7 protein-coding genes are annotated in these 13441 nt (G+C 48.0%); 4 read left to right on the forward strand and 3 right to left on the reverse strand.

Going from position 1 to position 13441, the window contains the following annotated elements; all coding sequences use genetic code 11:
* Positions 1–47 precede the first annotated feature (47 nt).
* The 3 genes from pgl to gndA all read right to left on the reverse strand — a co-directional run bounded on the left by pgl (position 48) and on the right by gndA (position 4620).
* The gene (pgl, locus tag K7B07_RS12865; RefSeq protein WP_223710200.1) at positions 48–773 is read right to left on the reverse strand and encodes a 6-phosphogluconolactonase; all 726 of its coding nucleotides are present in this window, start codon (positions 771–773) and stop codon (positions 48–50) included.
* Positions 770–2308, reverse strand: coding sequence for a glucose-6-phosphate dehydrogenase (gene zwf, locus K7B07_RS12870; RefSeq protein WP_223710202.1), 1539 nt, complete (start codon positions 2306–2308; stop codon positions 770–772). The genes pgl and zwf overlap by 4 nt, the downstream gene beginning before the upstream one ends.
* 893 nt (positions 2309–3201) lie before the next feature.
* Positions 3202–4620 carry an NADP-dependent phosphogluconate dehydrogenase gene (gndA, locus tag K7B07_RS12875; protein ID WP_223710204.1) on the reverse strand — a complete coding sequence of 473 codons (1419 nt, stop codon included), beginning with the start codon at positions 4618–4620 and terminating at the stop codon, positions 3202–3204.
* A gap of 162 nt (positions 4621–4782) precedes the next feature.
* Between gndA and K7B07_RS12880 the strand changes: the two genes are divergently transcribed.
* The 4 genes from K7B07_RS12880 (at position 4783) to K7B07_RS12895 (ending at position 13406) form a co-directional block, all read left to right on the forward strand.
* On the forward strand, positions 4783–5847 hold the full coding sequence (locus K7B07_RS12880; RefSeq protein WP_223710206.1) for an N-acetylmuramoyl-L-alanine amidase: 1065 nt from the start codon (positions 4783–4785) through the stop codon (positions 5845–5847).
* A 90-nt stretch (positions 5848–5937) separates the two neighbouring features.
* Entirely contained in the window at positions 5938–8559 is a 2622-nt protein-coding gene (locus K7B07_RS12885; RefSeq protein WP_223710208.1) for an MGH1-like glycoside hydrolase domain-containing protein, read from the forward strand.
* Between the two features lie 685 nt (positions 8560–9244).
* Positions 9245–11278, forward strand: a complete 2034-nt coding sequence (locus K7B07_RS12890) for a M13 family metallopeptidase (RefSeq protein ID WP_223710210.1) — start codon at positions 9245–9247, stop codon at positions 11276–11278.
* A gap of 88 nt (positions 11279–11366) precedes the next feature.
* Entirely contained in the window at positions 11367–13406 is a 2040-nt protein-coding gene (locus K7B07_RS12895) for a M13 family metallopeptidase (RefSeq protein ID WP_223710213.1), read from the forward strand.
* The last annotated feature ends 35 nt before the right edge of the window (positions 13407–13441 follow it).

The raw sequence follows: 13441 nt of genomic DNA on the forward strand, positions 1-13441 counted from the left end.
AGCATTTTACAAAAGACAAAGCCTCTGGTAGAAATCCGGACTACCTGCTATCCCTTCCCCGTAACCGCCGCCTCATCCAGCATCCAGATGGTTTGTCCTTTTTGCGGCGCCACACCCTGCACGGGATAAAGATGTTTGGCATTCTTCACAAATATCTTTTTCAATATGGGGTATTTATTCGCATCGCCTACCAGCAGCATTACTTCTTTGCTTTTATTGATAAGAGTGTAGGTAAAACTAATGCGCCAGGTTTGCTTGCTGTCTACCCATACTTCCTTTACCAGCCGCCTGGTTTCTGTTAAGATCGTGGTGCCGGGGAACAACGAAGCGGTATGACCGTCATCACCCATGCCTAAAAGTGTGAGATCGAACTGCGCGCTCCGTCCGAGAATGGCTTTTACGCTGGCCTCATATTCCTGTGCGCAGGTTGCGGGTTCGCCTTTTGTGGGGGTGATGAAAATATTTTTCCTGGGGATCTTAACATGATCCAGCAGCGCCAGGCGGCTCATCCTGTAATTGCTTTCATCACTGATGGCGGGTACAAAACGCTCATCACTCCAGAAGATGAATACATTCTTCCAATCGATATTGCTGCTGAAGGCAGGTGTGGCCAGTATTTCAAACAGTCTTTTGGGCGTGCTGCCACCGGAAAAAGCTACGGTAAAACGGCCGTTGGCTGCAATGCTTTTTGCAGCGGCGGTAACAAAATGATAGGCGGCTGCCAGACTTAATGCTTCTTTATCTTTCCAAACAAGTCGGATCGGGTTACTCATGATTTGATTTCTTTTCTGCGTTCTTTGCAAATATAGCGGTCTCTGCCATTAGGCGGTGGCAGCAATACCCAATGGAAGCCATCTTTTTTGATCAGCTGATCTGCTTTTTTAGGACCCCAGCTTCCCGCAGGGTATTTTTCCAGCCCTTTTTTGCCGTTCTTTTTCCATTCCTGCAAAATGGGCATCACAATGCTCCATGCGGTCTCCACCTGGTCGGCACGCATAAACTGGGTGGCATCACCTTCCAGTGCATCCAACAAAAGGGTTTCATAGGCCTCCGGTGGCTGCTCGGTAAACGATTCGTAATAAGTAAAATCCATTTCAACCGGTTTTAACTTCATCAGGGGTCCCGGTACCTTTCCTTCAAACAGCAATGTGATCTCCTGTTCCGGCTGTATGCTGATGATGAGCTGGTTGGGCATCACATCATCCTTAAATATTTTATAGGGAGAATCTTTGAACGTGATAACGATAAGGGAAGATTGTTTTTGTAAACACTTCCCGGTACGGAGATAGAAGGGAACATCTTTCCAGCGCTCATTGTCGATGTATAATTTAGCGGCCACATAGGTTTCTGTTGCCGAGCCTTTGCCGATGCTGGTTTCCTGGAGATAGCCCTGCTGGTGTTTTCCGTCGATCTCTCCGGAGGTGTATTGTCCGCGTACGATATCCGATGATACCGTAGCCGCCGTGAACGGGCGTACTTTTTTAAGCACTTTTACTTTTTCATTCCGGATGGCTTCGGCGTCATTACCCTTGGGACAATCCATACCTACTACAGAAAGCAGCTGCATCAGGTGATTCTGGATCATATCCCGCAGGGCACCGCTTTTATCATAATAGCTGCCGCGGGTGCCCACACTTACCTGCTCTGCCACGGTTATCTGTACGTTCTCCACATAATTGCGGTTCCACAGGGGTTCAAAGATATAGTTGGCAAAACGGAAGGCCAGCAGGTTCTGCACCACTTCCTTGCCCAGGTAATGATCGATCCGGTAGATCTGGTTTTCTTCAAAATTATCCTTGAGCAACTTGTTCAATGCCTTTGCAGATGCCAGGTCGGTGCCAAAGGGTTTTTCCACCACAATACGGTCCTTATTGGGTTGTGGCGCCAGCTTATATTTGGAAATGGATTTGGAAATAGGATCAATAAAGTTAGGTGCTACCGAATAGTAGAAAAGGCGGGTGGCCCGTTTTTTCCAGTCTTTATCGTTTTTATTCAGAATGGTCTTGAGCCGGGTATAGGTGTCGTCCAGCGTAAAATCGCCCTGGAAGAAATAGAGTTTTTTAATGAATTCATTCCACTGTTCCGGTTTGGCCTTTCCGCTCCGGGAGAAATTATTAACGCCTTCGAGCATGTGCTTTTCAAAAGAATCTTCCGGCATGCCCTGGTAATGCACGGCATAAATGGCAAACGCTTCCGGCATATAGCCATGGATGAACAGGTTGTAAAAGGCAGGGATCAGTTTTCTCCAGGAAAGATCTCCAAAACCGCCAAAGATGACAATATTGGCGGGTGTTTCTTTAAAGTTCATATAAACAATTTAAGTGAATGCTAATGCCACTGAGGCACTAAGTAACGAAGTTACACAAAGGAATGTTTAAAAAAAATGGTATTCTGCTACAAAGTGACTGATGCCACAAAGGCACAAAGCCGCGAAGATGCACGAAGGGTGTACAGCCCTCAAAATCTTAGTGTGTCTTAGAGCCTTGGGGTCTTAGTGGCGAAAATGTCGCGGAGGCACAAAGCCACGAAGATGCACGAAGGGTATACAGCCCTCAAAATCTTGGTGTGTCTTAGAGTCTTGGGGTCTTAGTGGCGACTGATGCCGCGAAGGCACAAAGCCGCGAAGATGCACGAAGGGGTTATACAACCCTCAAAATCTTAGTGTGTCTTAGTGCCTTGGAGTCTTAGTGGCGACTGATGCCGCGAAGGCACAAAGCCACGAAGATGCACGAAGGGGTTATACAGCCCTCAAAATCTTAGTGTGTCTTAGCGCCTTGGCGTCTTGGTGGCGAAAAATGCCACGAAGGCACAACGCTATGAAGATGCACGAAGGGATTATACAGCCCTAAAATCTTGGTGTGTCTTAGAGCCTTGGGGTCTTAGTGGCGAAAATGTCGCAAAGGCACAAAACCGCGAAGATACACGAAGGGTTATACAGCCCTCAAAATCTTGGTGTGTCTTAGCGCCTTGGCGTCTTGGTGGCGAAATGCCACGAAGACACAAAGCCACGAAGATGCACGAAGGGGTTATACAGCCCTCAAAATCTTAGTGAGTCTTAGAGTCTTGGGGTCTTAGTGGCGAAAATGTCGCAAAGGCACAAAGCCGCGAAGATGCACGAAGGGTTGTACAGCCCTCAAAATCTTAGTGTGTCTTAGTGCCTTGGAGTCTTAGTGGCGAAAAATCTCTTAATAACGCAAAAACCTATTTCGCTTCCGCCGGTGTATAGGGCCAGTCGGTGTGGAAGGTCCCGGGTTTGTCGATGCGCTCATACGTATGGGCGCCAAACAAGTCGCGCTGCGCCTGTATCAGGTTGGCCGGCAGGCGTTCGGTAGTATAGGCATCAAAATAATTCAACACGGAAGAGATTGCGGATGCTGCTACACCCGCATCCATGGCGGTTTTCAGGAACCGTACCATGGCTTTCCGCTCCTGTTTCAGGATACCGGCAAAATGCGGTGAACCGATGATATTGGTTAATCCCGGCTCTTTTTCATAAGCGTTGAACAGGTCCTTCAGCAATACAGAGCGGATGATACAACCCCCTCTCCATACTTTTACCACGGTTTTAATATCGATGTCGTATTTATAAGTGGCGGATGCTACCTGCAACAGCTCAAGCCCCTGGGCATAGGCCATCATAAAGGAAAAATGCAGTGCATCGCGACAGATATCCTTCAGCTCCTCCAGGTTGGCATCGGTCTTCCGGTTCTGGTGGTCGTACAGTTTTGAAAAAGCGGTCCGCTCATCTTTAAGCGCCGACAGGTAACGCATGGAAACCGAGATATCAATGGTGGGGAGGGGTACGTTAAGTTCCAGCGAACTTTCAGAGGTCCACAGACCGGTGCCTTTTTGTTTGGCCTTGTCCAGGATCAGGTCGATCAGGTCTTTTCCCGTTTCCGGGTCCTTCTCACGGAAGATCACAGAAGTGATCTCGATGAGGAAGGATTGCAGTTCCCCTTTGTTCCATTCTTCAAACAGATCGGCAAACTGCGCATTGATCATGCCTTCGTTCTTCAGCAGGCCGTATACTTCGCTGATCATCTGCATTACCGCGTATTCAATACCATTGTGCACCATTTTTACATAATGGCCCGCTGCGGTGTGGCCCATATAGGCTACACAGGGTTCGCCTTCGGCTTTTGCGGCAATGGATTCGAGGATATCGCGTACCAGCTCATAGCTTTCCTTGTTTCCGCCCGGCATCATACTGGGACCAAAACGGGCACCGTCCTCGCCGCCGGAAACACCCATCCCGATAAAATGGATCCCGGAATTTTGCAGTTCCTGGTATCTTCTTTCCGTATCTATAAAGTGGGAATTACCACCATCAATCAGAATATCACCTTTTTCCAGCTGGGGCACCAGCTCACCGATCACGGCATCCACGATCTTACCGGCAGGAACCAGCAACATAATGATCCGGGGCGCCTGCAACTTTGCGATCAGCTCGGAAGAAGAGCCGGCAGTGGAGACGGGTTTGCCCTTTCCTGCATCTTCCATTATCTTCCGCTGGTTTTCATCACGGTCGTAACCACACACTTCAAACCCGTGATCAGCAATATTGAGGACCAGGTTTCTACCCATGGTTCCGAGCCCGATCATTCCAAATCTTGCAGCCATAATTTTTTTTCGTTAAAGGTAATACTGCATTAACAAAATCATAAAATAAATTGTTCGGTTGCACAATTTTAACAGCGAACGTCCGTTTTACGAGGATTTTCGTTACTTTCACATGAGGAAACGGCGATAGTTATTAAGATTCATTGAACGAAAAGATCAGAAATGTTTAGCAGCAAAGCATTATTTAGAACGGCATTGTTGATGGTGGTGTTGTATGCCTGCGGCACCTCCCAGCCAGCCCGGAGGAATGTATTATCCAATACAAAACCCGCCAACCAGCAGCCGGCTCAAAACAACGGCCGCAATCCAGATCAGACAACGTTTACAAGACCCGAGCAGATCACCAAAAGAAGACCGCCGGAGGAGCGCCCCGTGGTAAATACAAAAGTGGAGCGGAGGCAGGAGCCGGAAACAGAAGCGCCGGCCGCAACGGCCACTACCTATCGCTCTCCTGCATTCTATAAAAATATTACAGACAGCATCCAGCGTGTGGCCGCGAAGCCCAGCTATTATAAAATGACGGAAAACCTGTTTAAGGAAATGACGGTGGTGCCGGACCCCAAGAATCCTGCTGTAAATTCGCAATGGTACACCACCGTGAACTTTGATGTCCGCAAGCCCAACTTTGTGATACTTCATCATACCGCACAGAACAGCGCGGAGCAGACCTTATTCACCTTCTCGATTTCGCGTACCAGTGTGAGCGCCCATTATGTAGTAGGACGCGATGGTGTCACTTATCAGATGCTGAATGAATACATGCGCGCCTGGCATGCCGGTAGAAGCAAATGGGGTTCTATTACCGACATGAACTCCTGCAGCATCGGCATTGAGATCGATAATAACGGCAATGAACCTTTTTCGGAAGCGCAGATCAGTTCGCTTTTAAAATTGCTGGAATACCTGAAAGACAAATTCGGCATCCCGCAGGGTAATTTTATCGCGCACTCCGATATCGCACCCAGCAGGAAGAATGACCCCAGTAAATTTTTCCCCTGGAAGCGGCTGGCAGGCGCGGGCTTTGGCTACTGGTACGATTCCACCAACCTGGCGGAGCCACCGGCAGATTTTAATGCCATCCTTGCCTTGCGTGTGATCGGGTACGACACCCGCAACCAGGCAACAGCCATCACGGCATTTAAACTGCATTACATCCAGAATGATATTACACCCAGTTTAACGGATTATGATAAAAAAGTGCTGTACAACGTATATAAGTACTACTAAGCAGCACGGGATCCCGTTAATTTTAAAAAGGATATTTTTGCAGCCTCCATATTGAGTAATATGGGGGCTTTTAGTTAAAGTGAAAATTTGATGACAGAAGAACATAAACGCCTTGCAGCAAATGCAAAAAAATCCATCCCGCTGGAGCAGTGGGGACCCTATGTAAGTGAGCGCCAGTGGGGAACGGTACGGGAAGATTACAGTCAGAATGGGGATACCTGGAACTATTTTCCCTTCGATCATGCAAACAGCCGCGCTTACCTCTGGGGGGAGGATGGTCTTGCCGGCATATCCGATTATTTTCAAAACCTCTGTTTTGCTGTAGCGCTCTGGAACGGACAGGACAAGATCTTGAAAGAGCGGTTATTTGGTCTGGGTAATAACGAAGGCAATCATGGCGAGGATGTAAAGGAACTGTATTTCTATCTCGACAACCTGCCCACCCACTATTATATGGAATACCTGTATAAGTATCCGCAGCAGGCATTCCCCTATGAAGAGCTGCGGGAGCAGAACCGTACCCGTGGAAAAAATGAAACCGAATATGAATTGCTGGATACCGGCGTTTTTAAGAACCGGCAGTATTTTAATGTACATGTTACCTATGCAAAAGAGAACAGTACAGATATTGGAATAAGGATCAACATCACCAATCTCTACAGTGAGGCCGCACCCATAACAGTGTTGCCGCTGCTTTGGTTTTATAACCGCTGGGCGCATGGATCCAATACGGTGATCCCGGATATCTCCCTGGTAAACGATCATACCGTGCTGGCGCAGCACAACCGCATCGGCGATTATTATTTTTATTTTCAGAATGCCGATGATGCGCTCTTTACGGATAACGAAACCAATTTTGAAAAACTTTTCGGACGGCCCAATGCCAGCATTTTTGTAAAGGATGCATTTCATGATGCCATTATCGACAGTAAAAATGTAGAAGCCCTGCGCAACCGGAAACAGGGGACCCGCTTTACGCCTGTGTTCCGGCGTACGGTAAATGCCGGGGAAACCATTTCCATTTACTGCCGGCTGACCAATGACCCTAAAGCCCAGCCGTTTGATGACGGGTTTATGCAGCTCTTTGATAAACGGCGGGCCGAGGCGGATGAATTCTATAACGCCATTTTCCCCGGCGGGGTAGACCCCGGTATGGCACGGGTACAACGCCAGGCACTTGCCGGCCTGTTGTGGAGCAAGCAATATTATCATTATGATGTGGAGCGCTGGCTGAGTGTATCAGACGGTATTACGCCGATCATTCCATCACGGCTGACGGGACGCAACAGCGACTGGACACACCTGAAGAACCAGGACATCATCTCTATGCCGGATAAATGGGAATATCCCTGGTATGCTGCATGGGATCAGTCGTTCCAGTGTATTTCAATGGCCGTGGTGGATCCTGCGTTTGCAAAGAACCAGCTGCTGCTGCTGATGCGCGAATGGTTCATGAAACCGGATGGTCAGCTGCCTTCCTACGAATGGAATTTCAGTGATGTGAACCCGCCCGTGCAGGCCTGGGCGGCGATGGAGATCTATGAGATCGAAAAGAAAACAAAGGGACAAGGCGATATTGATTTTCTGAAAAAAGTATTTAATAAGCTCACCATCAACTTTACCTGGTGGATCAACCGGAAAGACCTGAAGGGGGATAATATCTTTGAAGGCGGGTTCCTGGGACTGGATAATATCGGGGTCTTTAACCGGAGTTATCATGATAAAGGGGAGATACAGCTGGAACAGGCCGATGGTACCAGCTGGATGGGGATCTACGCGATGAACATGATGGACATCGCGCTGGAGATCGCCGTAGTAGATCCTTCTTTTGAAGACATGGTAACCAAATTCTTCGAACATTTTGTACTGATCGCCGAAGCATTGAATGATCATGTATTGTGGAATGAAGAAGACCAGTTCTTTTATGATGTGCTTTGTATGCGCGATGCCCCGCCGCAGCCGCTGAAGATCCGCTCCATTGTAGGACTGACCTCAATATATGCAGTGAATGTAATGAGCCGGGAGGTGTTTGAGAAGCTGCCCGATTTTCAAAAGCGGTTCAACTGGTTTAAAAATTACCGCATAAAAAATGACCTTTTCTGGCCCAATGAAGAAAAAGGCGACGGGGAGGAAATGCTGATGTCGCTGGTGCAGAGCGACCGGCTGAAGGCGCTGCTGACGCGGCTCCTGGATGAAAGCGAGTTCCTGTCGGACGGTGGCATAAGAGCTTTGTCGAAATACCATGAGTCGCATCCTTATTCCGTTACCGTTAACGGGGAAGTGCATTCCATTCAATATGACCCGGGCGATTCCACTTCGGATATGTTTGGCGGCAACTCCAACTGGCGCGGACCCGTCTGGATCCCCATCAATTTTATCATCATTCAATCTATACGGCGGCTGGGTAAATTTTATCATGATTCCTTCCTGATGGAATATCCTACCGGATCCGGGAACCGGATGAACCTGTTCAATATTTCCACGGAATTATCAAAAAGAGTGATCAGCCTTTTTCAACGGGATACTGCGGGTAACCGCCCTATTTACGGGGAATACAACTGGTTTTTTAATCAGCCGGAGAACCAGGATCTGATCCTGTTCTATGAATATTTCAACGGGGATTCGGGACGGGGGCTGGGCGCCAGTCACCAAACGGGTTGGTCTGCCCTGGTTGCTGAAATGATCAGCGAGCTGGCGGATAAGGAAAAATAAACCTGTCAGGGTTCAAAAACCTGATAGGTTTAAAATAAAAAAGCATCGTGCTTTTTTGTTTCCAAACCGGTTTCCCGGTTTTTCACTTACTAACCCGATGCTTTTTTAATAGCTTCTGCATTGTTGCTGTCAGGAATTTTCGTACCAGTTGTATGCTCTTTTTACAGACCATGCAGCTAAAACGTAGATCCCCGGCAACCGGCAAGGCTTCCGCTTTTTAAGCTTAATCTTCCGTAAGGGTCTTTGTTCCGGCCTTTCGTTCAACGCCTCCATGCTTTTTAGGGCATTTCCGCAGTTCAACTATCGACAGGAGACCACATCTTTCCGATCCAGCTAAGACAATTATCTATCTCCGGTTCCATAACCTGCTTCCTGTCCAGTCATTACTGTCTGTTCAAGCTGCTTGTCAAAAACCTGAAGAATCAAAGAACTGTCGGTGCAACTGACAACATCATATAGACTTCGTCGAATGCACTTTGAAGATACGATCTGAAACCAGCCGTTTCCAAATTTTTTGGTCAATTGTTATGCAGTTGTTATGAACAGGGTTGCACACAGGTCTGAGCGGTTATCCACCAGGAATAAACGGTTTTGAACGGGTTATGCACAATAAAATGCACATTCAAAGTGAACAGATACCCTCTGGGCAGAAATTATCTATTTTTATCAAAACCAAACGCACAAAATGAACCGCTTTATAAAGATAGTAATAGGGGTAGCGGGAGCGGGCCTTTTGTTTACAATCGCAACTTTGCTGATCCGAAAGAAACAACCTCCCGTAACTCCTGTAACCAACGATACCCCCTTAAAACCGGGCAGTGATTTTTATAATTATGCCTTTGGTATCCAGGTTCAAAACACTCCCTGGGGTAAAGACATGTATGGAAACAATTTTATTCTTCTGCAGAATTTTAATAAAAAGGCCTTAAAATCAATACTGGAACAAGCCTGTGCCAACAGAAAAGCACCGGCTGGCTCAGCAGAAAAACGCGTGGGTGATTTTTATGCAGCCGGAATGGATACGGTAACGATTGAAAAACTGGGAGATATACCTATAAAATACAATTTGGCGGCCGTAGATGCTATAACGTCCCTGCCAGACCTGGTAAAAGAAATTAATCACCTCCGTACCAGCGGCATTGCTTACCCGCTTTATGGATTTTATGTTATACAGGATGCTAAAAATACAGCTGTCATGATCCCCTACCTGGGGCAGGGTGGTACTACGTTAGCGCATAGGGACAATTATTTAAAGATGGATAAACGCTCCGTTGAGCTTCGCAACAGGTATTTAAAATATATCTCCGCACTCTTTAGTTTAACGGGTGCCTCTTCCCGGGAAGCGTCCGCCAATGCAGCCATCCTCTTTGATACAGAAAAACAACTGGCGGAGGTTCAAATGGACCCGGTGGAAATGCGCGATATAAATAAAACGTATAATAAATTCTACCTGGAGGACCTTTCCAAAATCACACCAGGACTGGATTGGAGGACGGTCCTGGCGGAGCTGGGAATAAAAGAGCAGGATAGTGTGCTGGTAGACTGCCCTGCATTTTTTATTGCAGTGGCCCGCCTGTTAAAAACTGTTCCGCTTGATCATTGGAAACTCTATTTGAAATGGAACATCCTGAAAGAAGCGGCCCCCTACCTGAGCACACCGTTTGTAAGGGCAAATGCAGCTTTTACACAGGGACCGGACAAAGGGGTAGACACTCCGCGTGAGGAATGGCTTTCCTCTTTAACCGATGGCAGCATTGGAGAGCTGCTGGGGCAGCTATATGTAAAAGAATATTTTAAGCCGGCAACAAAAGCCAGAGTGGAAGACCTGGTGGCAAACCTGAGAAAGGCATTTGAAATTCGGATAAGAGAGCTGAGCTGGATGGGGGCAGCCACTAAACAAAAGGCGCTGGCCAAACTGGCGGCTATCCGTCTTAAAATCGGCTACCCGGATAAATGGGAAAATTACGCCGGGCTGAAGATAAACCGCGACACATTTTTTAAGAATATACAAAATGCTCGCAGCTGGCACTATCATTTAATGATCAGTTGGCTTGGCAAGCCGGCAGAGCGGGAGCGCTGGGAAACAACGCCGCCTACGGTAAATGCTTTTTACAATCCGATGCGGAATGAAATTGTTTTTCCTGCAGGGTTCCTTCAGCCGCCCTTCTTTGATCCTGAGGCAGATGATGCAGTGAACTATGGAGCGATAGGTACACAGATCGGACATGAAATAGCGCACGCATTTGATGATAACGGCAGCAGGTTCGATGCAGACGGCACACTCAGGGATTGGTGGACCCAGGAAGACCGGAAACGGTTTGATGCCAAGGCTGGGATGCTGGTAAAGCAGTTTGACAGCTATACAGTGCTGGACCGCATGCATGTAAACGGAAAACTGACATTGGGAGAGAATATCGCAGATCTGGGCGGCCTGAATGCAGCTTATGCAGCCTTTAAGATGACCCGGGATGGAAGATCAACCAGAAAAGTTGACGGATTCACCCCAGACCAGCGTTTTTTTCTTTCGTGGGCACAGCTTTGGAGGGAATATACTGATGAGACCTACCTGGCACAAATGATCCTTACAGACCCGCACCCGCCGGGCCGGTACAGGACCATTGGCCCGCTGGTGAATATGGATGCCTGGTACAAGGCCTTTAATATAAAGCCGGGCGACAAATTGTATAAAAAGCCGGAAGACCGGATACGAATCTGGTAAGGAAATGTAGATCTGTTTTGAAAATTTAAAACAGGCAAGCGTTGCTAATTGAAAAATATTTATTTTCATGGCCTAATTTACCAGATAAATGAATCAAACGTTAAAAATCGGAATAGTAGCCGCCGGGGCCTGCCTGCTGCTGGCGGGTCAGTCAGCGCTGGCGCAAAAAAAAGTAAAGTTTATCGACCCGGCGAATATGAACACCTCTGTAAAACCGGGCAATGATTTTTATGAATATGCCAGTGGTGCCTGGGTGAAAAGCAACCCGGTACCCGCAAAAGAAACCCGCTGGGGCAGCTTTAACATGCTGCGCGATTTTAATATCAATGCTGTAAAATCGATCCTCGAAAAGGCTCAGGCAAATAAATCCGCAGCTGCCGGCTCTGTGGAAAAACGCGTGGGTGATTTTTATGCCGCGGGGATGGACAGCGTTGCGATCGAAAAACTGGGGTACGCCCCCATTAAAGAAGATCTGGCTGCTATAGAATCTATAAAAACATTACCGGAACTGCTGCAGAAGATAAATGCATTGCGGAGCAGTGGTACCGCTTCGCCGGTGTACGGGTTTTATGTGGGGCAGGACCGCAAGAACGTAACCGTGATGATCCCCCAGCTCAGTCAGGGCGGCACCTCATTGCCCGACCGGGATAATTATCTGAAAGATGATCAGCGGTCGGTTCAGATCCGTGAGGCCTACGCAAAATATATTACAACGCTTTTTGAACTGGTGGCCACACCTGCCGAAGCGGCCCGGGCCAATGCAGCCACCATTTTTAATATCGAAAAACAACTGGCCGCTGCACAGCTGAGCCGGGTGGAGCTGCGGGATGCTTATAAGACCTATAACAAATTTTCCCTGGACGATCTTTCCAAAACCACTCCCGGTCTGGATTGGAAAACAACCCTCTCGGAACTGGAAATAAAAGGAGAGGACAGTATACTGGTAAACAACCCTGCCTTTTTTGTGACGGCGGCCGAACTGCTGAAAACCGTACCGCTGGATAACTGGAAAGTATACCTGAAATGGAGTATTCTTAAAGGTGCGGCACCTTATTTAAGTACGCCATTTGTGCAGGCCAATTTTGCCTTTACACAGGCACTGACAGGACAAAAGATCCAGACTCCGCGCTGGCAGCGGCTTTCATCGCTTACCGATGGCAATATCGGAGAGCTGCTGGGGCAGCTGTATGTAAAGGAGTATTTTAAGCCTGCTGCAAAAGCCCGGATGGAGGAACTGGTGGCCAACCTCAGAACGGCTTTCGGCAACCGGATAAAAAGCCTGGACTGGATGAGTGCTGCCACCAAGGAAAAAGCCCTGACAAAGCTGGCTGCCTTCCGGCCCAAGATCGCTTATCCTGATAAATGGGAGAATTATGACGGACTGGTGATCGACCGGAACAATTTTTTCCAGAACATCCGGAACGCCAACAACTGGGGCTATCATTTTATGATCAACCGGCTGGGAAAACCGGTGGACCGTGAGCGCTGGGGGATGACACCGCCAACCGTAAATGCTTATTATAATGCAACACTGAATGAGATCGTTTTTCCGGCAGGCATCTTACAATTCCCCTTCTTTGATCCGAATGCGGATGATGCCGTGAACTATGGCGGCATCGGCGCTGTGATCGGGCATGAGATGTCGCACGGGTTTGATGATAACGGCAGCAAATACGATGCAGACGGCACCCTTCGCAACTGGTGGACCGATGAGGACCGTAAAAAATTTGACGCAAAAGCGATGGCCCTGGCACAACAGTTTGATGCCTACACCATATTGGATACCATTCATGTGAACGGAAAACTGACCCTGGGTGAAAACATCGGGGATCTGGGCGGACTGAATGTAGCATACGAGGCATTTAAAATGACGAAAGAAGGGCAGTCCGGAAAAAAAACAGATGGCTTCACTCCTGATCAGCGGTTCTTTCTTTCCTGGGCCCAGGTATGGCGCGGAAATATTCTTCCGGAGATCGCAGCGCAATTTATTTTAACAGACCCGCATGCGCCCGGCCCCTACAGGACCATCGGACCCCTGGTGAATATGGATGCCTGGTACAACGCCTTTGATGTAAAAGAAGGGGACAAACTGTATAAAAAACCGGAGGACCGGATCCGTATCTGGTAAAAAAGTTGAAAGGCTCGTCAGCGGGCCTTTTTTCT

This window comes from Niabella beijingensis, from assembly GCF_020034665.1.
Lineage (GTDB): Bacteria > Bacteroidota > Bacteroidia > Chitinophagales > Chitinophagaceae > Niabella > Niabella beijingensis.